Here is a 25,768-nt window from a genome sequence, read left to right as displayed (position 1 = left end):
CCCCGTACGGGTTCGGCGGCGCCCGGGATGGGGTGCTGAGCCGCGTGCGACGAGGCTCGAACCATGACATCCACACCGCCGCCGAGGCTCCGCCGCCCACGCGCATCCCTCATCGCCCTCGGCCTGACGGTCGCCCTGGCGGTGACCTCGGCCGCGACGCTTGTCGCCTGCAGCGGGCTCGGCGCGGGAACCATCGACACCGCCGGAAAGGTCGACTTCTACACCCGACTGCCCGTCCCGGCCCTCGCCGTCCCGACCGTGGAAGCCGACGGCACCAAGACCTTCGAGCTCGACGCCCGCGCCGGTACGACCGAGTTCCTTCCCGGCAAGAAGACGACCACGTGGGGCTTCGAGGGCTCCTACCTGGGCCCCACCCTGGTCGCCGACCGCGGCGACGAGGTGCGCGTACGCGTCACCAACCACCTCACCGAGGAGACCAGCGTGCACTGGCACGGGATGCACCTCCCGGCCCGGATGGACGGCGGCCCGCACCAGATGGTGTCACCGGGCGAAGTATGGGAGCCGCGCTGGCGCATCGACCAGCCCGCCGCGACCCTCTGGTACCACCCGCACCTGCACGGGCGGACTGAACAGCACGTCCAGCTCGGGATGGCGGGGATGTTCCTCCTCCGCGACCCGCAGGAGGCGGCGCTCGCCCTCCCGCGGACGTACGGGGTCGACGACCTGCCGGTGATCGTGCAGGACAAGCGTTTCGGCTCCGACGGGCAGTTCACCGACTCCAGCTCGGGGTTCATCGGCCCGATCGGCGACACCCTGGTCGTGAACGGGGCCATCGGGCCGTACGCCGAGGTGACCACCGACCGCGTCCGCCTGCGTCTGCTCAACGCCTCCGCCGCGCGCACCTACGACTTCGGATTCTCGGATCGGCGGACCGTGCAGCTCATCGCGACCGACGGCGGACTCCTCCCGGCCCCGGCGGCTCTCGACCACATCCGGCTCTCTCCGGGCGAGCGGGCCGAGATCGTCGTCGCCGTGCAGCCGGGGGAGCGCGCCGTGCTCCGGTCGTTCCCACCGGACCTGGGGCTCGACGGTCCGCTGCCGGGCATGAATGCGGGCACCGACACCCTCGACGTGCTGCAGCTCCGCGCCGCCGCGTCCCTCGAGCACCGCCCCGACGTGCCGGCCGTCCTGGCGCCCGCCGAACCGCTGCCGAAACCGCAGGTCACACGGACCTTCCGTCTCGACGGCCACGAGATCAACGGCCGGAAGATGGAGTCCGGTCGCATCGACGAGACCGTCACCGTCGACACGGCGGAGGAGTGGGTCGTCACCAACACGATGGATCTGCCGCACAGCTTCCACGTCCACGACGTCCAGTTCCGCATCGCGTCGATCGGCGGCGCACCGCCGCCGCCCGAGCTCGCCGGCTGGAAGGACACCGTCTACCTGCCGCCGCAGACCGAGTTCCGGTTGCTGCTGCAGTTCGCCGACTACACCGACCCCGACGCTCCGTACATGTACCACTGCCACCTCCTCGCCCACGAGGACGCCGGAATGATGGGCCAGTTCGTCGTGGTCCGCCCCGGCGAGCACGCGGGCGTCGTTCCGGAAGACACCACCGCTCCGCACGGCGGGAGCGGCCCACGAAAGGACACCAGTCATGACCACTGAAACGGACACCGGGCAGCCCGGCGCCGCCCGACCTTCTGCCACGCTGGATGCTGTGACGCCATCCCAGCCCCATCCCGCCCGCGCGAACTACGGCTCGCTGTGGCGCGGTGTGCCGCGCGAGCTCGGCTTCCTGGTTTTGACGATGCCGATCGCGATCGTCGGACTGTCGGTGCTGATGTCGCTGTTCTGGACCGGCGTCGGCACCATCGTGATCTATGTCGGCTTCTTCATCATCGTCGCGGCCTTCTACACCGCTCGCGGGTTCGGCCTGGTCGAGCTGACGCGACTGGATTGGGCGGGCCGGCCGTCCATCCCTCGCCCGGTATGGGAGAAGCCGGGCACCCCGCGCACGTTCCTCCGCTCCGTGTTCGGGCCGTTCGCGAACGGCCACTACTGGCTGTACCTGCTGCACGGGATGCTCATCAACCCGATCGTCAGCATCGTCTCGTGGACGCTGACCATCGTGTGGGCGTCGGTCGCGCTGGGCGGGCTGACCGGGTGGATCTGGGAGCCGTTCATCCCGCAGGGCGATCGCGACTTCTTCCTCTCCCAGACGGTGGTGGATGCGGTGTTCCGCACCACGTCGACGTTCGACCCGACCGTGGGCGACCGCATCCTGTACCTGATCGCGGGCGTGCTGTTCGCCGCGACCCTGCCGTTCGTGACGCGCGGTCTGACGCTGCTGCACGAGGCGGTGGCGCGCGGCCTGCTCGGCCGGTGGCCGTCGGAGGAGCTGCAGCAGGAGGTGGCCGACCTCTCCGCCTCGCGCGGTGCGGCCGTCGCGGCGGAGGATCAGGCGCTGCGCCGGCTGGAGCGCGACCTGCACGACGGTCCGCAGCAGCGTCTCATCCGGCTGCAGATGGACATCGCCGCCGCCGAGCGCAAACTCGCCGACGACCCGGACGCAGCCGCGACATTGCTCGCCGAGGCGCGGCAGCAGGCGGGCGACACCCTGGAGGAGCTGCGGGCCCTGTCGCGCGGCTTCGCCCCGCCGATCCTGCAGGACCGCGGCCTGGTCGCCGCCGCCGAGTCTCTCGCCGCGCGCAGCCCCATCCCGGTCACGGTGGAGTCGTCGCTGCAGCCGGGGGAGCGCTTCAGCCCCGAGATCGAGCGGAACGCCTACTACGTGCTCGCGGAACTCGCCGCGAACCTGGCCAAGCACTCCGGCGCGCAGGCCGGCCGCCTCTTCCTGGAGCGGTCGGTGGATGCGTCGGGCGGCGCCTGGCTGAGCGTCTGGCTGACCGACAACGGCCGCGGGGGAGCCTCCCTCGTCGAGGGCCACGGCCTGCGCGGACTGGAGGAGCGGGTGCGCGGCCTGCGCGGCGAGCTCGTGGTGGACAGCCCCGTGGGCGGCCCCACCCGCATCGGTGCGCGCATCCCGCTCGCCTGAGCCGCGGGCCGTGCCCGGCCCATCCAGTTGACGCAACACGCCGTCCGCCACCCTGGCGCGACGGCGTGTCGCGTCAACCCGGTGCGTCTGGCCCGCGCTCTAGGCTGGGTGGGTGCCGAGCGAATCCGTCCCCCTGCGTGTCGTCGTCGCGGACGACTCCGTCCTGCTGCGCGAGGGCCTCATCCGGCTGTTCGACGAGGCGGGCTTCGACACTGTCGGCGCGTTCGGCGACGCGGACACGCTGCTGGAGGCGGTGCCCGACCTGATGCCGGACGTCGCGGTGCTAGACGTGCGCATGCCGCCGACCTTCCGCGACGAGGGCGTGCGGGCTGCGCTGCGCATCCGCCGCGAGCATCCGTCGATCGCCGTCCTGCTGCTGTCGCAGTACGTCGAGGGCACGTACGCGCAGGAGCTGCTCGCCGGCGGCGAAGGCGGCACCGGCTACCTCCTGAAGGACCGCATCGCCTCCCTCGACGAGTTGCGGGATGCGGTCACCCGGGTCGCTGCGGGCGGCACGGTGCTCGACCCGCAGGTGGTCCGCGAGCTGCTGACCCGGCGGACCGACCCGCTGGAGCGCCTCACCCCGCGCGAGCGGGAGGTGCTGGAGCTGATGGCCGAGGGACGCACGAACGCGGCGATCGCCGCGCGCATGGTCGTCGGCGTCGGTGCGGTGGAGAAGAACGTCACCTCCATCTTCCAGAAGCTGGGCCTGGAGGACTCCGGCGACGACCACCGCCGGGTGCTGGCGGTACTGGCCTTCCTGCAGCGCTGAGGTGTTGGATGGCCGCATGGCTGGATTCGACGACATCACCAAGAAGGCGCAGGAGTTCCTGAACGACCCGAAGGTCAAGGACGCGCTCAACTCCGAACAGGCGGAAGACGTCAGCGACAAGCTCCTCGACGGCGTCGCCGGCGCCGCGAAGAAGGTCACGGGCGGCAAGTTCGACGACAAGATCGAGGGCGCGCGAGACGAGGCCGACAAGCACGTCGGCAACGAATAGCGGTCACGCGGTCGGTCGGATGGGCTGAAGCGACCTGATCGCGCGCCGGTAGATCGAGTAGCCCCACCGCATCGCCAGCGCCACCGAGGAGAGTGCGACGACGACGCCCACGACGATGGCGACTACCGGCGGCCCACCGAACGCCGCCGTCGCCCCGCCTGCCAGCAGGCCGAGCACGATCGACTCCACGACCGCGATGAGCATCATGGAGCTGCCGAATACCGAGCTCCCGCCGCGCTCGTAGAAGAAGTGGTAGGTCGTCCGGATGCCGGCCTCGTCGTCGTTCGCGGACGCGTACAGGTACCGGTCGAGTCCCGGATCGAGTTCCAGGTACGCCGCCCGCAGCCGGTTCATCGCGACCACGTACATCATGTCCTCGTCGGACGTGTTGAAGACGCGCACCATCGTGATCAGCCCCAACAGCGCGAGCACGAGCAGCACCCCGAGCGCCGCCAGCCCGAACCATCCCCGGAACCCGCTCGCCTGCCCGATGAACCCGAGCGTCACCAGCCCCGCCGACACGAGCGTCAAGAAAATCGCGATCCGCGTCAGCACCTCGCTCTGCGTCGTACTGCGCGACGCCAGCAGGCTCCAGTGCTCTGTCGCGAGCAGCTGCGCGCGCAGGCTGCGCTGCGCGTCCGTGAGCCCGTCGTCGGGTGGGGGCGGAGTCGCCGTCATGCCGCAATTGTGGCCCTGCTGGATGACGCTGCGCACTAGATGCACCGAATCACCAGTCGCTCCTGGCTCCGGCGTAGTCCCCGCTAGCTGTCAGTAGATCGGCAGGGAGAGGAGGTTATCGCTCGCCGTTCCGTCACCACGGGTCCGTAGGTAGTTCGGTGAGCCAGCAACAACTTCGACGTACGCAGTTGCCCCGCCTCCCGTCACATAAACCGAGGAAGGATTGTTCGTTACGTACGCGACCGCTCTCTCCTTCGTCACCCAGTCGCTGGCCTCCCCGTCTCTCCCCTGAAAGTAGTAGCTGGTGATAGTTCCCAACTGAGGCGGGCGGCTCGACACTTTAATGCCAGTGATTTCGTACACGGGATCCTCCTCGATCACACGAGAGACTGGCACGGGTGTTGAGCTATGGGGTATGTGCCGAAAGGCGTAGATCCATGGGGGGCCGTTGCTCGTATCGTTCTGGTCGTCGCGGGCAAGGTACCCAACATCGTCCGCAACCATTCCGTCGCGCGGACCTGAAGCTGTACGTCCTGCAGCACCCGCACTCTGGCGACCCTGACGCACTGTTCTGGCCGGCTCGGAGCAACGGCTCTCGACGGCTCGACTTCTACCGCAACGTCGACTGCGGCTCTGTCTTGCAGTACTACATGCGGCCGCTGCTGCCAGGGCTGGGGCTGCCGCCCAAGATGCGGTGGCACGATCTACGCCACACGTACGCGAGCCTGATGCTCGCCGCGGGCATCCCGCCATACAAGGTGAGCCGGTGGATGGGGCACGCCTCCCTCGTCACAACGGACACGGTGTACTCGCACCTGTACCCAAGCGACTACAGCGCGGAGATCGCCCAGTTCGAGGCGTTCACCAGCGGCGCGGTAGTGGTCGGCGACCGGCTTGCAGTCGAGCTCTGACATGGGGGAGCTCCGACGTACATGTCGATTCGGGTGACGTGTACGCCGGGGCTGAGCACCGACTAGAACGTCGGCAGCGACAACAAGTTGTTGGTCCAGTTGCCGTCTGCATACGTGCGCACGAACGGCCGGCGGCCGTCATTGGGATGAACGGTGCCGACATTCACGCGGTTGTAGCCGCTGCCGACAAATGCGGTCTCCTGCTTGTTGTCGATCCATGACACAAGGGTCGGCTTGTCAACGGTGCGACCGGTGTACCCCGTACTGAGGTCCGTGTACTCGTAACGGGTGATCGACTCGTGCGTTTTGGAGAACCCCTCGAAATGTACGCGAGTGATTTCAATCGCCATTGTTTCTAACTCCTCTGGTAAGCGAGCCGCTGAAATGCAGCTAACACATACCAGTCTGTCTGCCGCCACTGACATCACCGACGGAACTCACCTGCCGGGGCTGGATCTGGCGACTCTGCACCGTTGGAGCAGAGCATGCATAACAGCGCGCCGCGACGTTCGACTGTCGCAACCCGCCCCTAACATGACTCCCAGGGAGGTCGCATGCTGCGCTCAGACTTTGACAATCATCCATTGTGGGCGGTGCTTGACACCATCGACGGGCAACTGCAGGAAGTGGTGGCCGACCATCAGCCGGAAGAGCTGCCCGACATCGAGCGCATAAAGACTCAGATGGCATACGTCCGCAGTTTCGACGTCGTAGCCTCTACTCGCGCGGCCTTCTTCCACCCCTCCATGCTCAACGACGTTGACTCGATCTGGAATCAAGTTTCCTCTTCTCTGTCTTCGCGAATAAGTAACGGGGTTGGTTACGCCAATTACGTCAGCCAAGCCGCGGATCAAGCGGAAACGGGCTTGATGCAAATGGCTGCCTGGCCTCGCCCTTATGGCAAGGGTGGCGAGGTCAAGCAGATGGACACGCTGTTCGAGCAGCTACTAGAAGCGCAGCGCATCAGCATCGAGGCGCTAGGTGCAGAGCACGAGAAGCTGCGCGAGGAAATGACCTCGTATGGGGAGGAAGTTGAGTCCAGGCGAGACGAAGCCCTTTCGGAACTGCGCAGCATCCAGGCGGCCCAGTCGAGCCTTAAGACGACAATCGAGTCTCAAAAGGCCGAGCTTGCTTCAGCGGTGGAAGATGCCGAGGCCGCAGTAGATGCATTGACCGAGAGAAATGCGACGGCGTTTACGAAGTGGACGGCCGAGAAGGAAGCTGCATTTCTAGCTGACTTCGACCCGCTTCGCGAGGACATTTCTGCCAAGCTCGCTTCAGCCGACCAGGAATATGAAGAGCTCCTTGCGGCAAAGGAAAAGTACACGAAGCTTGTGAGTGCTATCGCTGCCGATGAGGTCGCCTCACAGTTCGAGTCTGAAGCCGAGTGGGGACGCAGAGTCGGCAACCGGTTCTATCTACTGGGGTTCAGCCTGCTGATCGTTGCCGCCCTCCCGCTCATCTGGCTGATTTTCGAGGGCAGCAGAACGAACGGCGGAGCAGTCGATTGGACTGCGATAGTCATTCGACTTGCTGTCGGCGTCCTAGCCGGCTCGGCTGCGACAATCGCCATTCGCCTGGGAGGAAGGCTGATCGGGAACGCGAACGCAGTAAAGCGGATGGAGCTGGAACTGCGTGCGATCGGCCCGTTCCTGGCCAATGTTGCCGACAAGCCGAAGGTGGACGATGCATTCGTGGACCTGGTGACGAAGGCATTCGGCAATGCATATGTAGGGTCGCCGTCCGCCTCAAAAGACTCACATGACGAGAACACCCCCGTGACTCTCGCATCACAGGTACTCGATCTGATCCAAAAGGCCAGCAAGATTTCGTCTTCTTAGGCTGCGAGCTACTTCGCTCTTCCGCTCAGGTGTCGAGAAAATCCCATTCGTTGCCGAGCATCCAGCGTACGGCTGCAAGCTTCCCGTTGACGTAGCCCCAGTCCCAGTCATCCCATGGGCCAACCTCGTCCTCGCCGTAGCGGGCAATCACTGCACTTCGGGCGGCATCGACCTGGGCGCGGAGCTTATCGTCCAAAGGGGGCTTATCGCCCGTTGCAATCGCTTCGTCATGGATAAGACTGCGGACATACCAAACTTTGTCGAAGAATTCCTGCTCAGCGGCCCGGAGCTCTGCAATTGTCCGCATGGACTCCGCTTCAATGATGTCGTGCCTGGCCATCAGATCGCGATTGACCGCGAGCATTCGAGATAGCTCCGGCTTCTCCCAATGTCGAATTCGGAATGCTGGTGCGCGGTTCTTTCGATAATTCTCGATCCAGTCCTTAGCTGCATTTGAAAGGAAGCCCGAAGAGGCCACCAACGCCACGTCTGGCCGCTCGGACTCGGCCCATGTCATGAGGCCCTGCAAGGCTTCCGGCGGCACACCCCTCTCGTAGTGTTTCGCGTCTACGAACCACGTCTCAAATCTCGTGTGACCATCAACGTCGGTCACCAACGATTGCGCCACAATGTCTCTGCCGCGGTCAGAGGGGCTTGACTTCTTTGACGTCCCCTTGCGCCAGTCCACGTTCCTAAAACCGAGCGTTACGAGCAGGTCGTATATGAACTCTTCGAACTCTGTGGCGTCGAGGTTTGCAAACGACACATCCAGCGATTGCGTCGACGGAAGGGAACCCAGCGGCGGCGCGTCGACGTCGTCCCTGGGACCCTCACCATCTGCCCACTCGCTTCCCTTGCGCTCTCGTTCCTCACGCTCGCGACGCCGCTCGGCGTATCGGGCTGCGAGGTCGAGTAGGGGGCGCATGGCCGCCTTGGCGGTCTCTTCGAGGTCATAGCCGCTAATAAGGTCTCCGCCGCCCATTCCTCGCATGTAGCCAACAGTCCAGCCTTGTGCGTCGGGGGCGAGTGTAATAGCGAAGCCTTCCTGCTCGCCTACAGCCAGCAGTTCGCCTATGGCGCTAAGCGTCGCCTCGTCGAAAGGATCGGTCATGACGTCATACTGCCGCAAGCGCGCCGCGTGAGACGGGGTTTTGACGGGGATCGCGTTCCGGAGCATTTCGCTCGACGGGCCGCTCGACCAGTGTTTCCAATGGAGGGGATGACGGGAATCGAACCCGCGTAATCAGTTTGGAAGACTGAGGCTCTACCATTGAGCTACATCCCCGGCGCCGCAGGTGCGGCACGGTGGCCGCCCGATCTGTGCGGCGGCCGACGACCATCGTAGTACACGCGCGGGGGAGCACGCGTGCAGTAGACTTGCCCACGGTCTTTCGCACCGCTTCAAGCCGGGGCGTAGCTCAGCTTGGCTAGAGCGCCCGCTTTGGGAGCGGGAGGTCGCAGGTTCGAATCCTGTCGCCCCGACGAGGACCTCGTTCCTTGCGAGAAGACCATCGTTCGATCATTCAGGAGAACCCAGACATCGTGAAGACCACGGTCGAGAAGCTCAGCCCCACCCGGACCAAGCTCACCATCTCGGTGACGCCGGAGGAGCTGCAGCCTTCCATCAAGCACGCGTACGAGCACATCGCCGAGCAGGTGACCATCCCCGGTTTCCGCAAGGGCAAGGTGCCGCCGCCCATCATCGACCAGCGGGTCGGCAAGGCCGCCGTCCTGGAGCACGCGGTCAACGAGGGTCTCGACGGGTTCTACCGTCAGGCGATCGAGGAGAACGACGTGCGTCCCCTCGGCCGCCCGGAGGCCGACATCACCGAGTGGCCGAACGAGTCCGACTTCTCGGGCGACCTGCTGCTCACCATCGAGGTGGATGTCCGCCCCGAGGTGAAGCTGCCCGACTTCGACGACATCACCATTACGGTCGACGCGGCCGAGGTGGGCGTGGATGACGTGGAGGAGGAGCTGGACCGGCTCCGCAGCCGCTTCGGCACCCTCGTCACGGTCGACCGTCCCGCCAAGACCGGCGACTTCGCCCAGATCGACCTGGTCGCCGTGATCGGCGGCGAGGAGGTCGACACCGCCGCCAACATCTCGTACGAGATCGGCTCCGGCGAGCTCATCGACGGCATCGACGAGGCCCTCGACACGCTCACCGCCGGCGAGACCACCACGTTCGAGGCGCCGCTCATGGGCGGCGACCACGAGGGTGAGAACGCGCAGATCACCGTCACGCTGAACGCCGTCAAGGAGCGCGAGCTCCCCGAGGCCGACGACGACTTCGCCCAGATCGCCAGCGAGTTCGACACCATCGGCGAGCTGCGCCAGAGCCTGCGCACGCAGGTCGAGCGCGCCAAGGTGTTCGGCCAGGGCACGGCCGCCCGTGACCAGCTGGTCGACAAGCTCCTCGAGCTGGTCGAGATCCCGGTCCCGGAGCAGCTGGTCGAGGACGAGGTCCACCGCCACCTGGAGCAGGAGAACCGCCTCGAGGACGACGTGCACCGCGCCGAGGTGAAGGAGTCCAGCGAGAAGACCTTCAAGACGCAGATCCTCCTCGACGAGGTCGCGCAGGAGAACGACGTCAAGGTCAGCCAGGACGAGCTCACCCAGTACCTCGTGCAGGGTGCCGCCCAGTACGGCATGGACCCGAACGAGTTCGTGAAGATCCTCAGCGAGAACGGCCAGATCCCGTCGATGGTCGGCGAGGTCGCCCGCAACAAGGCGCTCGCGATCATCCTCGGCAAGGTGAAGGTCGTCGACACCGACGGCAAGCCGGTCGACCTGGCCGAGTTCACCGCCATCGCCGACGGCGACGACACCGACGCTGCGGACGAGGCTCCCGCCGCCGAGCCCGCCACGGAGGAGGCCCCCGCTGAGGAGGCCCCCGCCGCCGAGGAGAAGCCGAAGAAGCGCTCGACCAAGAAGAAGGCCGACGACAAGTAACGTCCCGCTGTCACGAAGCCGGGCCGCGCCATCCGCGCGGCCCGGCTTTCGTGCATCTGTGGGACGCGACGCGCCGTTCTGGCAGCATGAGAACGGCGTGTTGCGCCCCACAGACCGAACGGGACGAAGGAGAGCGGGATGGACGACTGGCGACAGCGAGTGGATGCGGTCTGGGCCGACGCGGACGACACGCGCGAGCAGGCCACCCTCGACGCGATCGACGCCCTTGTCGCCGAACGCCCCGCGAACGACCCGGAGGCGCTGTTCGAAGCGGCCAGCGGCCGTGACTTCGCCGGCCGCGAAGCCGACGCCGAGCCCTTCTACCGCGCAGCCCTCGCGCACGGTCTGTCCGAGCCGTACCGCGGGCAGGCGATCGTGCAGCTGGCGAGCACCCTCCGCAACCTCGACCGTCCGGCCGAAGCGCTCAGCCTGCTGCGCGACTTCCTCGGCGCGGAGCCCGAACATCCCCTCGCCGACGCGGCCCGCGCGTTCGCCGCGCTGTGCCTCTTCGACGACGGGATGCGTGCCGACGCGCTCCGCGAGGCGCTCGGTGCACTCGCCCCGCACCTGCCCCGGTACGGCCGCGCGGTGACCGCCTACGCGGCCGCCCTCGACGACGACTGACCCCCGCATCCACTCCGCGGCGCGCTGCTCTCTCTGCCGAGGGCGAACAGCGCCGAAATGCGCTCGGCGCTCCGATAGATTCGACACCAAGCGACAAAGGAAACGGAGCGAACATGGCCGATATGGGTATCCAGCCCAGTGTTTTCGACAGACTTCTCAAGGACCGGATCATCTGGCTCGGTTCGGAGGTCCGGGACGAGAACGCGAACGAGATCGCCGCGAAGCTGCTGCTCCTGGCCGCGGAGGACCCCAAGCGGGACATCTACCTCTACATCAACTCCCCGGGTGGCTCGATCACCGCGGGCATGGCCATCTACGACACGATGCAGTTCGTCCCGAACGACATCGTCACCGTCGGAATCGGAATGGCCGCGTCGATGGGGCAGCTGCTCCTCACCGCAGGCACCAAGGGCAAGCGCTACATCACCCCGAACGCCCGCGTTCTGCTGCACCAGCCGCACGGCGGCTTCGGCGGAACGGCGAGTGACATCCAGACCCAGGCTCAGCTCATCATCGACATGAAGAACCGCCTCGCGCAGATCACCGCGGAGGCCACGGGCAAGTCGGTCGAGCAGATCAACGCCGACGGCGACCGCGACCGCTGGTTCACCGCCCAGGAGGCGCTGGAGTACGGCTTCGTCGACCACATCCGGGAGTCGGCCCTCGACGTCTCGGGCGGCGGCGGGACCGAGCCGGAGTCCAAGTAGCAGGCCGCTGAAAAGGATAAGGACAACAGAATGAACACCCCCATGCTCGGCGGTCAGGCCTTCAGCGGCGTTCAGGCGCCCGGCGCCCGCTACATCCTCCCCAGCTTCGAGGAGCGTACGGCGTACGGCTACAAGCGCCAGGACCCGTACGCGAAGCTCTTCGAGGACCGCATCATCTTCCTCGGTGTGCAGGTGGACGACGCGTCCGCCGACGACATCATGGCCCAGCTCCTCGTGCTCGAGAGCCAGGACCCGGACCGTGACATCGTCATGTACATCAACTCGCCCGGTGGCTCGTTCACCGCGATGACGGCGATCTACGACACGATGCAGTACATCCGCCCGCAGATCCAGACCGTCGTGCTCGGCCAGGCCGCCTCGGCCGCCGCCGTGCTGACGGCCGCCGGCACCCCCGGCAAGCGTCTGGCGCTGCCGAACGCCCGCATCCTCATCCACCAGCCCGCCGTCGGCGAGGCCGGTCAGGGGCAGGCGTCCGACATCGAGATCCAGGCCAACGAGATCATGCGCATGCGCACCTGGCTGGAGGAGACGCTCTCGAAGCACTCCAACCGCTCGGTGGAGCAGGTCAACAAGGACATCGACCGCGACAAGATCCTGTCGGCGGCCGAGGCCCTCGAGTACGGCCTGATCGACCAGGTGCTCACCAGCCGCAAGTCGCTTCCGGCGCTGGTCAAGTAACCAGCCGCACCCGCAACGGGGTGGTCGTCCGCACGGACGGCCACCCCGTTCGTGTGTCCGGGAGGCCATCTGCTGTGAGCAGAACCGCCGCGTGAACGAAAACGGCCGGGCTGCGCACCATTGTCGTCCGCACGGGTTAGGCTCGTCAGAACAGACCCGAAGAAGGAGGGGAGAGGGATGGCACGCATCGGGGAAAGCGCCGATCTGCTCAAGTGTTCCTTCTGTGGCAAGAGCCAGAAGCAGGTTCAGCAGCTCATCGCCGGTCCTGGCGTGTACATCTGCGACGAGTGCGTCGAGCTCTGCAACGAGATCATCGAGGAGCGGCTCGCCGAGGCGGGTGAGGAGGCGTCGAGTGAGTTCGACCTTCCGAAGCCCAAGGAGATCTTCGGGTTCCTGGAGGAGTACGTCATCGGCCAGGAGCAGGCCAAGCGCGCTCTGGCCGTCGCGGTGTACAACCACTACAAGCGCGTCCGTGCCCGGCAGAGCCTCACGGCCGCCGACACGATGGACGACGTCGAGATCGCGAAGTCGAACATCCTGCTGATCGGCCCCACCGGCTGTGGCAAGACGTACCTCGCTCAGACGCTGGCCCGGCGCCTCAACGTGCCGTTCGCCGTCGCCGACGCGACCGCCCTCACCGAGGCCGGCTACGTCGGAGAAGACGTCGAGAACATCCTCCTCAAGCTCATCCAGGCCGCCGACTACGACGTCAAGCGGGCCGAGACGGGCATCATCTACATCGACGAGGTCGACAAGATCGCCCGCAAGGCCGAGAACCCGTCGATCACGCGCGACGTCTCCGGCGAGGGCGTGCAGCAGGCGCTGCTGAAGATCCTCGAGGGCACGGTCGCCTCGGTCCCGCCGCAGGGCGGCCGCAAGCACCCGCACCAGGAGTTCATCCAGATCGACACGACGAACGTGCTGTTCATCGTGGCCGGCGCCTTCGCCGGGCTGGAGGAGATCATCTCCTCGCGTGCCGGCAAGAAGGGCATCGGCTTCGGCGCCCCGCTGCACTCCAAGGGCGACGACATCAACCTCTTCAGCGAGGTGCTGCCGGAAGACCTGCACAAGTTCGGCCTGATCCCGGAGTTCATCGGCCGTCTCCCGGTCGTGACGACGGTGACGCAGCTCGACCAGGAAGCGCTCATGCAGATCCTGACCGAGCCGAAGAACGCCCTGGTCCGCCAGTACCAGCGCATGTTCGAGCTCGACGGCGTTCAGCTGGAGTTCGACCACGCGGCGCTCGAGTCGATCGCCGATCTCGCGGTGCTCCGCAAGACGGGCGCCCGCGGCCTCCGCGCGATCATGGAGGAGGTGCTCGGCCCGATCATGTTCGAGGTGCCGTCCAGCTCCGAAGTGGCTCGTGTGGTCGTGACGAAGGAGGCGGTGCTCGAGAACGCGGCGCCGACTATCGTCCCGCACCGCCCGCGGCGCGAGGAGAAGTCGGCGTAAGTACCGGCTGCTTGATCAGCATCTCCGGCGCCTTCGTCACCAGCAGCCACGCGGGCAGCACGGCGAGGCACAGGATCGGCAGGATGAGTAGGTTCTGCGTGACCGCGACGCCGATGAAGATGGCGATCCATCCATCGCGCGCGATCGCCAGGGTCAGCCCGAGCACGCCGGCAGCGACAGCGATCTGAACCGGCACGGCTGGCACGAGCGCGTTCGCGAGCGTCCCGACCGCTGCGCCGATGAACACGGCAGGGAAGATGCGACCGCCGCGGAACCCGGCTCCGGCGGCCACCAGCAGTGCGGCCAGCTTGACCACGAGGATGAGCGCTAGCTGACCCGCGGTGTAGTCGCCCCGCGAGGTGACCAGCTGGTTCATCTGCGTCAGCCCCTTGAACAGCGTGATGGGTCCGCCGAGTGCCCCCAGGCCTCCCAGCACCGCGCCGCCGATCAACGTCATCAGCAGCGGGTGGCGGAGGGCGTGGAAACCGCGGTGGACCAGCGGGAACAGGTACACCCCGACGAGCCCCACCGCGGTCGCGAGCACCGCGATGATCAGCGCGGCCAGCACATCCCACCCGGTGATCGTCGTGTACGCGGGCATCGGGATGGCGAAATGCGGATGCGCCAGGAACGTCATCGTCAGGGAGCCGGCCGCCGCCGAGACCAGCGGCAGGAACAGCTTGTCCCAGAGCGCACCACCGCCCTTCACTGCTGCGACCATCCCGGTGAACACCAGGGCCGCGGCGACGGGCGTCCCGAACAGGGCGCCGATGGTGCCGGATGCGGCCATCGTCAGCACTAGCTGCACCGGCACGGCCTTCCACAGGCGACCGACCAGCGCGACCATCAGGCTGATGTTGATGGCGATGATCGGGTTCTCCGGCCCCAGACTGACACCGCCGGCGAGGCCCAGGACCGCGGCCAGCGCCAGCGACGGCACCACCGCGGGGCGCAGGGGCGGGGCGACGAGCTCGGTCGTCGCGGAGTCGGGGCCCGCGTGGCCCGGTACCAGCCACACCGTCAGCCCGACCGCGGCACCGGTCACGGTGAGGACGGCGAAGATCCACCACCCCGACGACGGGTCGATGCCAAGGGCTTTCGGGAGGTTCGTCCACACGCCGTCCTCGATCAGGCCGGCCAGCGACTCGATCGCCCAGAGGGCGAGGGCACTGACCACGCCGACGACGACGGCGGGGATGCTGAGGAGGACGAGTTGGCGAACGGACGGCGCTGCGAGTTCCGGCTGCGTGGCGGTCATGGCCACCCCCTCTCGGCAATGCTCAGCGCTCGACTGGGCTCAGCGCTCGACTGGGCTCAGCACTCGACTGGGCTCAGCGCTTGACTGGGCTCAGCGCTCGAATGGGCTCAGCGTAGAGGGTGGCCGGTGAGGCGGCTAGGCTCAGTTGTCCAGCCCGCGACGCTTCAGCAGCGGCTCGATCTCGGCGTCGCGGCCCCGGAAGTCGCGGTACGCCTCCAGGGGGTCCTTCGACCCGCCGACGCCCAGCAGCCGCGACCGGAACCGGTCGCCGTTCTCACGCGTGAGGCCGCCGTTCTCGCGGAACCACTCCACGGTGTCGCCGTCGAGCACCTCGCTCCAGATGTAGGAGTAGTACCCGGCGTCGTAGCCGCCCGAGAATGTGTGGGCGAAGTAGGTGCTCGCGTAGCGCGGCGGGACGGCCGGGTTGTCGAGCCCCACATCCGCGAGCGCGCGCGCCTCGAATGCCGCGACGTCGTCGACCGTATCGTCGGCGGTGATCCGGTGCCAGGCCTGGTCGAGCAACGCGGCCCCCAGGTACTCGCTGGTCGCGAAGCCCTCGTTGAAGCCTTCGGCGGCGTGCAGCTTGTCCACGAGCTCCTGCGGCATCCGCTCGCCCGTCTGGAAGTGAACGGCGTAGTTCTCGAGCACCTCCGGCCACAGCATCCACATCTCGTTGACCTGGCTCGGGAACTCGACGAAGTCGCGGAACACGTTCGTGCCGGCGAAGCGTGGATACGTCACCCGGGCGAAGAGGCCGTGCAGCGCGTGCCCGAACTCGTGGAAGAGGGTGTTCGTCTCGTCGTAGGTCAGCAGCGTCGGCTCCCCGGCGGCCGGCTTCGGCACGTTGAGGTTGTTCACGACGACCGTGGGGGTGTCCAGCAGGGCGGACTGCGAGATGAGGGGATTCATCCACGCGCCGCCGCGCTTCGAGTCACGCGTGTAGAGGTCGAGGATGTACAGGCCGAGCTCGGAGCCGTCCTCGTTGCGGGCCTCGAACACGCGGGCGTCGGGGTGGTAGGCGACGAGGTCGGGACGCTCGGTGAAGCTGATGCCGTAGAGCCGGTTCGCCGCGTAGAAGACGCCATCGCGCAGCACGCGCTCCGCCTCGAAGTACGGGCGCATGGCGGCGAAGTCGACGTCGAACTTCTCGGCGCGCACCTTGCCGGTGAGGTAGGCCCAGTCCCAGGCCTCCACGGTCTCGTCGTCGCCGAGCTGGCGCTGCAGGTCCGCCTGCTCGGTGCGGGCGTTGCGCGCCGCCGGCGGTGCCAGGCGGCCGAGCATGTCGGCGACGGCCTCGGGCGTGCGGGCGGTCTGGTCGGCGGTGACGTAGGCGGCGTGCGTGTCGAAGCCGAGCAGGCGTGCGCGTTCGGCACGCAGTCGGGTGATCTCCAGGACCAGGTCGCGGTTGTCGTTGTCGCCGCCGCGGATGCCGCGGGCGCGGGATGCGGCCATGATCCGCTCCCGGCTCGCGCGCCGGGTGAGGTCGGCCAGCCACGGGTGGCCGGTGGGCAGGACGAGGGTGACCACGAACTTGCCGTCCAGCCCGCGCTCGGCGGCGGCCTGCGCTGCGGCGGACAGCTCGCCCTCGCCGAGGCCGTCGAGCTCCTCGGCGCTGTCGAAGACGACCGCGAGGTCGTTGGTGTCGGCGAGCAGGTTCTTCTCGAAGCGCGTGGTCAAGGTCGAGAGCCGCTGGTTGTACTCGCGCAGACGCTCCTTGTCGGCGTCGTCGAGGCCGGCGCCCGCGAGGGTGAACTCGGTGTAGTAGCGCTCGACGAGGTACCGCGACTCCGGGTCGAGGCCGAGCTCGTCGAGCTGCTCGTGCAGGGAGGCGATGCGCGCGTAGAGGGCGGGGTTCAGGCGGATGGCGTCCTGGTGGGCGGCCAGGCGCGGTGCCATCTCCTCCTCGAGGGCGTTCGTGAAGTCGGTGCTGTCGCTGGAGCTCTTGTTGAAGAAGACCTCGGCGACGCGCAGGAGCGTCTGACCGGAGCGCTCCAGCGGAAGCATCGTGTTCTCGAAGGTCGCGGCTTCGTCGGTGGCGACGATCGCGTCGATCTCGGCCAGTTGCTCCTCGAAACCGTGCTCGAACGCGGGCCGGTAGTGCTCATCCCGGATCTCGGCGAACGGAGGCAGTTGGTAGGGGAGGGTGCTGGGGGTGAAGAAGGGATTCGCGGTCTCGGCCATTGCTCCAGCCTAGACAACCCGTGGCGCTGAGCAAAGGAACGATTGCAAAGACAGTGTTGCAAAGGAAGTATTGCAAAGAAGCAGTTGCAAAGAAGTCTTTGCAGTCGTACTCTGGTCACATGACGAACGAGGAACAGCCCGAGCAGACCGCACCCGCCGCCGGCGTCGCGGGCGGCAGTTCGCGTTACGAAGACGCTCTGGGGATGGCGGCGCTGCGCGCGCTCGCCCATCCACTCCGCGTCGAGCTCATGAACGAGCTGTCCGACTTCGGGCCGGCCACCGCGAGCATGCTCGCCGAGCGCCTGGGGGAGTCGAGCGGGGCGACCAGCTACCACCTCCGTCAACTCGCGAAGCACGACATCATCGTCGAGGACACCGAGCGCGGTTCCGGCCGCGAGCGCTGGTGGCGCATGGCGCCCGGCGGCGTGACCATCGGCTCCGCAGAGACACTGTCGACGCCGGCCGGCCGGGAGGCCAGCGAGCTGATCTCGCTCGGCTGGCAGCAGAACAACGAGCGCCGCCTCGCCTCCTTCCTGCGTCGCGGTCTCGACACGTTCGGGTTCCATTGGATGCAGTCGAGCACCCTGTCGACGTCGCACCAGGAGCTCACGCGCGAGCAGCTGGCCGAGTTCGGCCGCGAGTACTACGTGCTGCAGGAGCGCCTCCGCGAGAAGTGGAAGGCCGAGAACGCCGAGGTCGAGAAGGCCGGAGGCGAGGTCGCCGACCGCAAGCGGGTCCAGATCCAGTTCAACGCGTTCCCGCTGGTGGAGCAGGAGGACCGCTGATGTCCGCATCCACCTCCACCGTTGCCGCTGCGCGCACGCCGCTCGGCGCCGGCTTCGGCCGCCTGTGGACCGCCGCGATCGCCAGCAACCTGGCCGACGGTCTCGGCCGAACGGCCGTCCCGCTGATCGCCACGACCCTGACCCGCGACCCGGCGCTGATCGCGGGCGTCAGCGCCGTGACCTTCCTGCCGTGGCTGCTGTTCGGCATCCCGGCGGGCATGCTCCTCGACCGTGTCGACCGCCGCGTCGCCATGTCCGTGGCCAACTCGCTGCGGTTCGCGGTCGCCGCTGTGCTCGCCATCCTCATCACCACCGACGCCCTGACGATCTGGCTGCTGTACGCCTGCGTGCTGGCGTTCGGGCTGGGGGAGACCGTCTTCGACAACGCGACCTCGACCGTGGTCCCCGCGCTCGTATCGCGCGATCAGCTGGATCGGGCGAACGGGCGGATGCAGTCGGCCGAGATCACCATCCAGAACTTCATCGCCACCCCGGTCGCGGGCTTCCTGTTCGCCGTGGCCATCGTGCTGCCCGTCTGGCTGACGGGCGCGGGCTTCCTCGTCGCGGGGATGCTGGCGCTGACCATCCCGGCAGCCGCGGCCCATGCGGCTCATCACGGGGAGGCGGGAGCGGCCGAGCCGCGGCCGACGCTCTCCGCGGTCGTCGGCTTCCTCTGGCAGCAGCGGTTCCTGCGGTGGATGATCCTGCTCACGTCGACCACGGCGTCCGCTCTGGCCTTCGCGCAGGGGAGCGTCGTGCTCCTGCTGCTGCAGACGTTCTCGGTGCCGGCCGCCCTGGTCGGCGTTGTGACTGCCGCCGTCGGGGTGGGTGCGCTCGTCGGCGCTCTCGTCTCCAGCCGCTTCGTCGAGCGCTTCGGCCGCGGCCGCGTGATGTTCTGGGCGATCCTCATCAGCGGCGTGGGCATCCTCGGCGTCGGCGTCACCGCCAACGTCGTCATCGCGATCGCCGCCTACGCCATCGGCGCGTTCGGCGTCGCCGTCTGGAACGTGCCGTGGGGCGCGCTCCGCCAGGCGATCATCCCGAACGCCATGCTCGGGCGCGCACTCGGCATCGTTCGCACGCTCGGCTGGGGCCTCACGCCCATCGCCACCGTCCTGGGCGGCTTCGTCGCCCGCATCGACCTCCGGCTGCCGTTCGTCATCGGCGGCGGGCTGGTGGTCGTCCTGACGCTCGTCGCGTCGCGCCTGATCCTGTCGGCGTCCGTGCAGACGCCGGCCCACGAACCCGTCCCGGAAGGACAACCCTCATGACCGCCGTCCTGGTCACGCCGTACCGCCCGTTCACCCACCGCGTCGCCCTGCGGGTCGGCACCGCCCTCACCGCGTGGGGAGCCCGTCCACTGCCGCGCGGCGTCCGGCACGCCGACCGCGTGGAGCTCATCGAGCGCACGCGCGACGCGGCCGCACACACCCTGCCGCAGCTGCCGCGCTGAGCGGCACGACGACTTCTGCAGGCGCCGTCACTCCGTCGGACCAGCGGCGCGTCGGCGCCTCCGGATCACGAGCAAGGCGAGGCCGCAGAGGATCAGCATTCCGCCGATGAACGATGCGCCGCCGTCTCCCGCGGCGCCGGTGGCGGCGAGCGGACTCCCGGCCGCCGGGACGACCGGACCCTCGGCCGCCGGACCCGACCCGGGGCCGGCCTCTGAGCCGGCCCCGGGTCCGGTCGCCGGCGGTACCGGCGGGTCGCCCGGGTCGGCAGGTGCGTCCAGTGTCACCGCATCCTGTGTCCCGGTCGTCTCGTCGCTGGACGCCGTGGCGACGTTGGTCAGACGTCGGCTCTGCAGGTCGTGGGCCGTCAGCCGGTACGTCGCCGCACCGGTTACGGCGTCGCCGGGCGCGAGCACTCCGGGCGCTCCGGGCCAGCTGTAGTCGATCGTCGAGAGCCCGGGCAGGTCGTCGCGGACGCGCACTCCGGTGAGCGTGACGGTCCCGGTGTTCCTCAGCGAGAAGCCGTACGTCACCGTGTCGCCGACCGTCCACGTCCCTGCGTCGATTGCTGCCGTCTTGTCGAACGCCAGGTGGGCGTCCGACGGGATGATCGTCGTCGCGGTGTCGTCGTCGGTGACCGACGCGTCGTCCGGCGTGGTTCCGGAGGTCGTCGCGGTATTGACGACCGTGGCCCGGTCGATGTCGGCCTGGGTGAGAACGTACGTCGCTGAAGCAGTGACCGTCTGGCCGGGCGCGAGCGTCCCGTCCGCGCCGGGCCACTCGAAGGTCAGCGTCGAGAGCCCGGGCATCCCGTCGGCGATGGTGACGCCGGACAGGGTGACCACCCCGGTGTTGGTGGCCTCGAACCGGTAGGTGATCGCGTCTCCTGCGCGAAGCGGTTGGAACGGGTTCGTCATGCCGGTCTTCACCAGTTGGATGGCGGAGTCGGCCGGAGTCGCGATGGTCGTGGTGGCCGCCGCGGTCGGGGAGCTCCCGTCCGGTGCGGAGCCGGTGACGGTCGCCGCGTTGGTCACGCTTCCCGCACCGTCGACGTCGGTCTGGGTCACCACATATCGGGCTGTCGCGCTGACCGACTGACCGGGCAGGAGGACGCCTTTGGCTCCGGGCCAGGTGTAGTCCAGGTCGGACAGTCCGGGCAGCGGATCGGCGATGACGACGTCGGTGAGAGTGGTGTTGCCGGTGTTCGTGGCGACGAGGTCGAACACCACGGTGTCACCAGCCTCACCGCGCTGGCCCGGTCGATAGTGCGCGCTCTTCTCGAGAGCGATCCCAGGAGTGCGAACGACGGTGATCGTCTCCCCATCGGCGGCTGTCGCATCGACGCCGGTCAGAGAGTGCCCGTTCGCCGTCGCGGAGTTCAGGATGCTGCCCGCGTTCACGTCGGCGAGCGTCGCCGCGTAGGTCGCCGTGCCGATGACGACCTGTCCGGGCACCAGGATCCCGACCGCTCCCGGCCACTGGTAGCGGATGTCGCTCAGGCCGGGCATCGGGTCGCGCACCTCTACATCCGTCAGAGTGAGCGGACCGCTGTTCGTGATCGTGAAGCGGTACTCGACCAGGTCGCCCGCTGCGGAGACGGTGCCGGAGGCGGTCTTGTCGAGAGCGATAGCGGGAGCCGCCGTGCTGGTGACGGTGTGCTCGTCGCTGTCCGTGACGGGCGTGCCGCCCGGTGTCGTGCTGGTGACCGTGGCGGTGTTGTGGATGCGCCCGGCATCCAGATCCGCTTGCGTCACGACCACCGTGGCGAAGCCGGTCGCGGCCTGACCGGGGGCGAGCACTCCGAGCTGGGAGGGCCAGACGTAGGAGACGGCTGAGAGTCCCGGCAGTGAATCGGCGATCGCGACCCCGGAGAGGGTGACATCGCCGGTGTTTCGGATGCGGAAGGTGTACTGGACCGTTTCTCCGACGGTGGCGAAGGTGTTGCTGATGGAGCCCTTCTCGAGGACGATCGCCGGCGTGGTTCGGACGGCGTCCGAGTCGGTGGCGTCGCCGTCCAGCGTGATCGCCGGGTTCGCCGGGTCGGGGACGGAGATCCAGGCGGTGTTGTCCAGTCGTGCGGAGGCGATCGTGGGGAGCACCCGGACGGTGAGAGTCCGCGTGACCGTGCCGTCACCGGGCAGGGCTGGGAGGTTCCACGTGACCGTCGTCCCGGAGAGGGAGCCGCCGCCGGATGCGGAGACGAACTGGACCCCGCCCGGCAGCACGTCGGTCAGCACCGCGCCGGTGAGCGTCTCGAACAGCAGCGGGTTGCGCGCCGTGACGGTGTACGTAAGGAGGTCGCCGGGTGCGGCCGTCGTCCTCCCGTCGTCTTTCGTCACCCCGACAGCACCGGCGGCCGGGGCCGCGGTGACCCGCATGTCGTCGTGGTTGTTGGCGAGGTGGCCGTCGTACAGCCGCCCGGTCACCTCGGCGCCGACGGTGATCGAACTCCGAGTGGGCACGACGGGAACGTCGAGAGCCCGCGGCTGGCCCAGCAGCAGTGACGTGGCGGCGGTGCAGCTGAGCGTCGCCGGGCCGACGGCCGTGCCGAAGACCGGTGTGCCCCCTGCGTCGGTCGCCGTGCAGGTCCACCCTCCGAAGGCGAAGCTCGTGACGGACAGCCCCTCGGGCAGCGCGACCGTGACGGCTGCCTGCGTGCTGGCGGCTCCGCCCAGGTTGGTGACCGTCCAGGGCAGGACCCCGGGCCGGCCGAGCTGCAGGCGGGGGGTGCCGGCCACGATCCGGAGGTCGGTCTCCTCGATCGACGCGCACACCGGAGCCGGTTCGGACACGTTCGCGAGCCCTGTCGCCCGAACGGCGATCGAGTTGCAGCCCACCGCCCCGTCACCAGGGTTGCCGAGCACTGTCGCGGTGTACTGCAGCGAGACGCCGGCACCTGGGGCCAGGGTCCCGGGTACGGAGAGGCGGATGGCCTGCGCACCGGTCGGGGTCGAATCCCAGTCGTCCACGCATCCCGGGACCGACGCGTCGACCTCGAGGCGGCACGGCTGCGTCGCGTCACTGTACGACAGGGTCGGGCCGCCGCTGACGTTCGAGACGGTCGAGATGCTCTCGCGCATCGTGGAGCCTCGAGGGATGGAGCCGGTCGGGTCGCTGGTGCCGGTGTCGCCCGGGTAGGGCAGGATGTCGTACCCGGTGACGTTGCTGAGGGCCGTGTTGCCGGTGTTGGTGACGGTGACTCGGTAGCGGATGCTTGTCGAGTTCGGAGGCACCCCCACATGGTTGTTCGGGTCGGCGAACCATTGGCAGCCGCCGGGAGCAGTCGTGCTGGGCAGGCAGATCTCCTTCAGCACCTGCATGGCGGCGACGGCCGCGACCGGGACGCCGCGGCCGGTGTTGTCGGCCTGGCTGAAGCGCTCAGAGGTGCTGCCGTCGCCATCCAGGTCCGGTACGTCTGTGAAGGACCGGTTGAACACATCGCCGGGAAGTACGGCCGCCGAGTTTCCGACGAACGCATTGGGGACGCCGACCGAACCGGCCGGCGCGGACGCTGACGGGCGGGCGATCACCGACATGGTCGGCAGTGAGCGGTTCTTGCCGAACACCGTCCCGTCGGGCCAGGAGGCGACGACGGCTTGGCGCGAGACGCCCGCGATGGTCACGGTCCGGTACGCGAAGGTCACGCCCGCCGGCACCGAGCCTGCCGGGAAAGAGGCGGACCTCGGGGCGATGTTCCATTGCGCGGGGGCGACGAAGACGTACTGAGGCGTCATATCCCTCGTCCGGCTCACGTCGCTCGTCCCGCCGCCGACGGTGAACGTCACGTTCGAGGTCGTCGTCGCGCTCGTCGCTCCGCCCGGGATCTGTGGAACGCCCATCGTCGCCGACACGACCGGATTGGGACCCACCAGATGCGCTGTGCGCGTCGCTTCGCCCGATGGGTTCGTGACGCCGTCCCGCTGGTAGTCGAGCGACGTCTGGGCCGTATTGGTGTGACGGGTCTCCGGGATCGCGTCGGCGGAGATCGTGAAATTCAGCGTGACGATGTAGAACCACGACTGGTTCTGCTGCGGCGTCGTCGAGCCCCCGGGCAACGGGGGACCGGTCGCTGTGACCGCGACGATATGCCGTCCGGCCGGCGCCGTGTACGAGGTCGCGTTGACGGTTCCGGTCGTCCCGTCATCGAGCGTGTACCGGATCGTCGACACGACGTCGGTGAAGTTTCCGGCCGGATCCTGGAAGATCGGCCGCACCCGGGTGACCGGCATGTTCGGGTCGTCCATCGTCGTGTCGGTGACCCGGGGGATCGCGGGTGCATTGCCGGAGTTGCCCACGTAGACGTTCCACCAGCCGCCTCGGGTGCCTGTACCGGGGATGGGGAGGTCCGACTCGACGGTGACGCCGATGTCCGTGTAGACCCGCTTGTAGGTGTTCAGCCGGGCGAACGGCCCGACGAGGACGACGGTGTGCGAGACCGGTCCGAGCGTCGTCGGAGCGAACTCGGGATTGGCCGGCCACTGCATCACGGCGCTCGCCGTGTCGGTCCGCCGGGCTCCCCACGGTGCGTCCGGGGTCACCCGGTATCGGTACACCACGGAGAAATCGGTGCGGCGCGTCTCCTCACGGAGCCGGTTCGGCGCCGTGAGGACGGGCGAGGTCACGGTGGATGCGGCGAATCGGAAGCCCGCCGGAGCGTCGGCCGTTCCGGTGGAGGTCCCGGAGACGGTGGTCGTTCCGTCTGTGGCCGTCCAGACGATCGTCGAGCCCACCGGAGCCACGATCTGGTACACAGGCAGACCCGCCAGGTCGAGGGCATCGTCGGTGACGACCGCTACGCCGGGGATGTTGGCCGTGTTCGCGACGGTGACCCGCCACTCCTTCAGGTTCTCGCCCGACGCCGGGACGAGGACGTTCGACTCGCCCGCGACCGTCCGGGTCGCGCCGTCGAACGTCGACGTCTTCGGGTCCATGATCGCGCGGGGGAAAGGATCGGTGCACCGCACGACGTATCCGGCGCCGGGACCGCGGTTCGCGGTCTTCACCGTCCCCGGTGTCCCCGGCATGCTGATGTACGTGACGGTCGCGCTCGCGGTCAGCCCGTTCACCGTGGCGTCGAAGTCGCAGGTGCGCCCCGGCGGCGCGAGGTTCTCCCGCGGGAAGCGCATCGTCACGAAGCGCGGGTGCGTGGCGTTGCTGTTGCCCTGGGCGATCTGAGCGCCCCATCCGATCTGCGAGGTGTTGCCGGTCGCCGCCCAGGCGGGGCCCTGCCAGGTGAGCAGCAGTCCGGAGGCGACCGAGCCGGAGACCTGCGGGTTACCGTCCGCGGCGACGAACTCGGCTCCCGGTGGGAGCCGTTGCGTCACGGTGAAGGCGCTGGCGCAGAGCAGGTCTCGCCGAAGTGTGACCGTGCTGTTCCCGCTGACCGTGGACGACACGCAGTTGCTGGCGAGCTGGACGGGGAGCCGATAGTCGGTGTCCGTCGCCAGCACGCCGCCTTGAGCCACCTCGCGGCCCTGCGGGTCGAACAGGTTGCCGTAGACGACCCATGGGTCCGGAGTGCCGATCCGCCAGGTCACCGGGGCAGACGCGGAGCCCGAGACCACCGCCCCGTCCGCGGTGCCGTGCACCCCCTGCACGATGGGGAAGCCGTCCGGGAAGTTCGACACCGGGTGGTCGGAACGCTCCGGTCCGAGGGAGAGCGCACCGACGGTCGCGAGCGTGTACTCGAGCGTCAGGGACCCCGACGACCCGGCGGGCAGCGTTCCGAGTGCCACGCTGTATCCGGTGGTCGCCGACCCCGTCAGCGTGCCGCCCGTGAGGGGCGGCGTGAACCCAGACTGCACCAGCAGGCGGTAGAAGGACTGGTTCGGGTCGAGCTGCGTGGGGTCGAACCGGACCACCGCATTCGCGCAGTCTTCGACGATGCAGGAGAAGTCGACCCGGAACGCGATCTTATTGCCGAACTGTCCAGGACCGGTGGTGGTCAGCGGAGTCCCGGTCGCCGGGTCGACTGCCACTGCAGCCACGAGCAGCTGGGCGTTGCTGGCCGCCGCGGCGGGAGGCGCCGTCGCCACGGTCGCCAGGCCGAGGCCCGAGAGCAGGAGCAGGGGAGTGAGGGCGAGGGTGACCGCACGGCGCGCGGGCCAGAGCGGCCGAGAACCGCCTCGCCGACTGCGTCGGGGGCGACCGTTGTGGATCCAGGTGGTGCGGGTGCTCACCTAACGGAGGTTATGGAGATGAGG

21 protein-coding genes and 2 tRNA genes are annotated in these 25,768 nt (G+C 68.2%); 15 read left to right on the top strand and 8 right to left on the bottom strand.

Annotated features, from left to right (window positions below; all coding sequences use genetic code 11):
- The first annotated feature begins 63 nt into the window (after window positions 1-63).
- The 4 genes from H284_RS0101625 (at window position 64) to H284_RS0101610 (ending at window position 4,023) form a co-directional block, all read left to right on the top strand.
- Entirely contained in the window at window positions 64-1,632 is a 1,569-nt protein-coding gene (locus H284_RS0101625; RefSeq protein ID WP_020074921.1) for a multicopper oxidase family protein, read from the top strand.
- A complete protein-coding gene (locus H284_RS0101620; protein ID WP_231371041.1) occupies window positions 1,622-3,022 on the top strand; it encodes a sensor histidine kinase in 1,401 nt (466 codons plus the stop codon). Before H284_RS0101625 ends, H284_RS0101620 begins: the two co-directional genes overlap by 11 nt.
- A 112-nt stretch (window positions 3,023-3,134) precedes the next feature.
- Entirely contained in the window at window positions 3,135-3,794 is a 660-nt protein-coding gene (locus H284_RS0101615) for a response regulator transcription factor (protein ID WP_018190788.1), read from the top strand.
- A 16-nt stretch (window positions 3,795-3,810) separates the two neighbouring features.
- Window positions 3,811-4,023 carry an Rv0909 family putative TA system antitoxin gene (locus H284_RS0101610; RefSeq protein ID WP_018190789.1) on the top strand — a complete coding sequence of 71 codons (213 nt, stop codon included), beginning with the start codon at window positions 3,811-3,813 and terminating at the stop codon, window positions 4,021-4,023.
- 3 nt (window positions 4,024-4,026) lie between these two features.
- Here H284_RS0101610 and H284_RS0101605 read toward each other — a convergent pair whose 3' ends face one another.
- Both H284_RS0101605 and H284_RS21285 read right to left on the bottom strand, forming a co-directional pair.
- A complete protein-coding gene (locus tag H284_RS0101605; RefSeq protein ID WP_020074919.1) occupies window positions 4,027-4,701 on the bottom strand; it encodes a hypothetical protein in 675 nt (224 codons plus the stop codon).
- 90 nt (window positions 4,702-4,791) lie between these two features.
- Window positions 4,792-5,205 (bottom strand): DUF3892 domain-containing protein, encoded by a 414-nt coding sequence (locus H284_RS21285; RefSeq protein ID WP_353597351.1) that lies wholly within the window; start codon window positions 5,203-5,205, stop codon window positions 4,792-4,794.
- A gap of 146 nt (window positions 5,206-5,351) precedes the next feature.
- Between H284_RS21285 and H284_RS20980 the strand changes: the two genes are divergently transcribed.
- Window positions 5,352-5,612 carry a tyrosine-type recombinase/integrase gene (locus H284_RS20980; protein WP_051092461.1) on the top strand — a complete coding sequence of 87 codons (261 nt, stop codon included), beginning with the start codon at window positions 5,352-5,354 and terminating at the stop codon, window positions 5,610-5,612.
- A 62-nt stretch (window positions 5,613-5,674) separates the two neighbouring features.
- Here the strand turns inward: H284_RS20980 and H284_RS0101595 are convergent, their stop codons facing one another.
- Window positions 5,675-5,962 (bottom strand): DUF3892 domain-containing protein, encoded by a 288-nt coding sequence (locus H284_RS0101595; protein ID WP_020074917.1) that lies wholly within the window; start codon window positions 5,960-5,962, stop codon window positions 5,675-5,677.
- A gap of 204 nt (window positions 5,963-6,166) precedes the next feature.
- Between H284_RS0101595 and H284_RS0101590 the strand changes: the two genes are divergently transcribed.
- A complete protein-coding gene (locus tag H284_RS0101590) occupies window positions 6,167-7,453 on the top strand; it encodes a coiled-coil domain-containing protein (protein WP_020074916.1) in 1,287 nt (428 codons plus the stop codon).
- Window positions 7,454-7,478: 25 nt separating this feature from the next.
- Here H284_RS0101590 and H284_RS0101585 read toward each other — a convergent pair whose 3' ends face one another.
- Window positions 7,479-8,564: a restriction endonuclease gene (locus H284_RS0101585; RefSeq protein ID WP_196802815.1), complete on the bottom strand. Its 1,086-nt coding sequence runs from the start codon at window positions 8,562-8,564 to the stop codon at window positions 7,479-7,481.
- Between the two features lie 100 nt (window positions 8,565-8,664).
- Window positions 8,665-8,738: transfer RNA gene (locus H284_RS0101580), tRNA-Gly, on the bottom strand.
- A 122-nt stretch (window positions 8,739-8,860) separates the two neighbouring features.
- Here H284_RS0101580 and H284_RS0101575 point away from each other — a divergent pair.
- The 6 genes from H284_RS0101575 to clpX all read left to right on the top strand — a co-directional run bounded on the left by H284_RS0101575 (window position 8,861) and on the right by clpX (window position 13,890).
- A tRNA-Pro gene (locus H284_RS0101575) sits at window positions 8,861-8,935 on the top strand.
- A 60-nt stretch (window positions 8,936-8,995) separates the two neighbouring features.
- Complete coding sequence (gene tig / locus H284_RS0101570) at window positions 8,996-10,408, top strand: trigger factor (RefSeq protein ID WP_020074914.1); 1,413 nt, start codon at window positions 8,996-8,998, stop codon at window positions 10,406-10,408.
- 138 nt (window positions 10,409-10,546) lie between these two features.
- On the top strand, window positions 10,547-11,032 hold the full coding sequence (locus H284_RS0101565) for a tetratricopeptide repeat protein (protein WP_020074913.1): 486 nt from the start codon (window positions 10,547-10,549) through the stop codon (window positions 11,030-11,032).
- A gap of 113 nt (window positions 11,033-11,145) precedes the next feature.
- Window positions 11,146-11,739, top strand: a complete 594-nt coding sequence (locus H284_RS0101560) for an ATP-dependent Clp protease proteolytic subunit (protein WP_026307152.1) — start codon at window positions 11,146-11,148, stop codon at window positions 11,737-11,739.
- A 30-nt stretch (window positions 11,740-11,769) separates the two neighbouring features.
- The gene (locus H284_RS0101555) at window positions 11,770-12,438 is read left to right on the top strand and encodes an ATP-dependent Clp protease proteolytic subunit (protein ID WP_018190794.1); all 669 of its coding nucleotides are present in this window, start codon (window positions 11,770-11,772) and stop codon (window positions 12,436-12,438) included.
- A 177-nt stretch (window positions 12,439-12,615) separates the two neighbouring features.
- The gene (gene clpX / locus H284_RS0101550) at window positions 12,616-13,890 is read left to right on the top strand and encodes an ATP-dependent Clp protease ATP-binding subunit ClpX (RefSeq protein WP_018190795.1); all 1,275 of its coding nucleotides are present in this window, start codon (window positions 12,616-12,618) and stop codon (window positions 13,888-13,890) included.
- On the opposite strand, the gene H284_RS0101545 is transcribed toward clpX, so the two are convergent.
- Both H284_RS0101545 and H284_RS19880 read right to left on the bottom strand, forming a co-directional pair.
- Complete coding sequence (locus tag H284_RS0101545) at window positions 13,847-15,148, bottom strand: ion channel protein (protein WP_018190796.1); 1,302 nt, start codon at window positions 15,146-15,148, stop codon at window positions 13,847-13,849. The two genes, clpX and H284_RS0101545, sit on opposite strands and share 44 nt — an antisense overlap.
- 141 nt (window positions 15,149-15,289) lie before the next feature.
- The gene (locus tag H284_RS19880; RefSeq protein WP_020074912.1) at window positions 15,290-17,329 is read right to left on the bottom strand and encodes a M3 family metallopeptidase; all 2,040 of its coding nucleotides are present in this window, start codon (window positions 17,327-17,329) and stop codon (window positions 15,290-15,292) included.
- A 119-nt stretch (window positions 17,330-17,448) separates the two neighbouring features.
- On the opposite strand from H284_RS19880, the gene H284_RS0101535 reads away from it, so the two are divergent.
- From H284_RS0101535 to H284_RS0101525, 3 genes are read left to right on the top strand one after another with little or no spacing between them, the layout of a single operon-like run.
- Window positions 17,449-18,114 carry a helix-turn-helix domain-containing protein gene (locus tag H284_RS0101535; RefSeq protein ID WP_020074911.1) on the top strand — a complete coding sequence of 222 codons (666 nt, stop codon included), beginning with the start codon at window positions 17,449-17,451 and terminating at the stop codon, window positions 18,112-18,114.
- Window positions 18,114-19,385 (top strand): MFS transporter, encoded by a 1,272-nt coding sequence (locus tag H284_RS0101530; RefSeq protein WP_020074910.1) that lies wholly within the window; start codon window positions 18,114-18,116, stop codon window positions 19,383-19,385. Before H284_RS0101535 ends, H284_RS0101530 begins: the two co-directional genes overlap by 1 nt.
- A complete protein-coding gene (locus H284_RS0101525) occupies window positions 19,382-19,567 on the top strand; it encodes a hypothetical protein (protein WP_018190800.1) in 186 nt (61 codons plus the stop codon). The genes H284_RS0101530 and H284_RS0101525 overlap by 4 nt, the downstream gene beginning before the upstream one ends.
- 27 nt (window positions 19,568-19,594) lie before the next feature.
- Here H284_RS0101525 and H284_RS20470 read toward each other — a convergent pair whose 3' ends face one another.
- On the bottom strand, window positions 19,595-25,744 hold the full coding sequence (locus tag H284_RS20470; protein WP_020074909.1) for a CLIPPER-2 domain-containing protein: 6,150 nt from the start codon (window positions 25,742-25,744) through the stop codon (window positions 19,595-19,597).
- Window positions 25,745-25,768 lie beyond the last annotated feature (24 nt).

The organism is Cryocola sp. 340MFSha3.1 (assembly GCF_000383315.1).
GTDB lineage: Bacteria > Actinomycetota > Actinomycetes > Actinomycetales > Microbacteriaceae > Leifsonia.
Note: the sequence above shows the minus strand (reverse complement) of the source record. Positions and strands in the feature narration are given on the sequence as shown.

Bases quoted from the DNA above. Each gene is read 5' to 3' on its own strand.
- H284_RS0101625 (WP_020074921.1), top strand. From the start codon at position 64: ATGACATCCACACCGCCGCCGAGGCTCCGCCGCCCACGCGCATCCCTC.
- H284_RS0101620 (WP_231371041.1), top strand. From the start codon at position 1,622: ATGACCACTGAAACGGACACCGGGCAGCCCGGCGCCGCCCGACCTTCT.
- H284_RS0101610 (WP_018190789.1), top strand. From the start codon at position 3,811: ATGGCTGGATTCGACGACATCACCAAGAAGGCGCAGGAGTTCCTGAAC.
- H284_RS0101605 (WP_020074919.1), bottom strand. From the start codon at position 4,701: ATGACGGCGACTCCGCCCCCACCCGACGACGGGCTCACGGACGCGCAG.
- H284_RS21285 (WP_353597351.1), bottom strand. From the start codon at position 5,205: ATGGTTGCGGACGATGTTGGGTACCTTGCCCGCGACGACCAGAACGAT.
- H284_RS20980 (WP_051092461.1), top strand. From the start codon at position 5,352: ATGCGGCCGCTGCTGCCAGGGCTGGGGCTGCCGCCCAAGATGCGGTGG.
- H284_RS0101595 (WP_020074917.1), bottom strand. From the start codon at position 5,962: ATGGCGATTGAAATCACTCGCGTACATTTCGAGGGGTTCTCCAAAACG.
- H284_RS0101590 (WP_020074916.1), top strand. From the start codon at position 6,167: ATGCTGCGCTCAGACTTTGACAATCATCCATTGTGGGCGGTGCTTGAC.
- H284_RS0101585 (WP_196802815.1), bottom strand. From the start codon at position 8,564: ATGACCGATCCTTTCGACGAGGCGACGCTTAGCGCCATAGGCGAACTG.
- H284_RS0101565 (WP_020074913.1), top strand. From the start codon at position 10,547: ATGGACGACTGGCGACAGCGAGTGGATGCGGTCTGGGCCGACGCGGAC.
- H284_RS0101560 (WP_026307152.1), top strand. From the start codon at position 11,146: ATGGCCGATATGGGTATCCAGCCCAGTGTTTTCGACAGACTTCTCAAG.
- H284_RS0101555 (WP_018190794.1), top strand. From the start codon at position 11,770: ATGAACACCCCCATGCTCGGCGGTCAGGCCTTCAGCGGCGTTCAGGCG.
- clpX (WP_018190795.1), top strand. From the start codon at position 12,616: ATGGCACGCATCGGGGAAAGCGCCGATCTGCTCAAGTGTTCCTTCTGT.
- H284_RS0101545 (WP_018190796.1), bottom strand. From the start codon at position 15,148: ATGACCGCCACGCAGCCGGAACTCGCAGCGCCGTCCGTTCGCCAACTC.
- H284_RS19880 (WP_020074912.1), bottom strand. From the start codon at position 17,329: ATGGCCGAGACCGCGAATCCCTTCTTCACCCCCAGCACCCTCCCCTAC.
- H284_RS0101535 (WP_020074911.1), top strand. From the start codon at position 17,449: ATGACGAACGAGGAACAGCCCGAGCAGACCGCACCCGCCGCCGGCGTC.
- H284_RS0101530 (WP_020074910.1), top strand. From the start codon at position 18,114: ATGTCCGCATCCACCTCCACCGTTGCCGCTGCGCGCACGCCGCTCGGC.
- H284_RS0101525 (WP_018190800.1), top strand. From the start codon at position 19,382: ATGACCGCCGTCCTGGTCACGCCGTACCGCCCGTTCACCCACCGCGTC.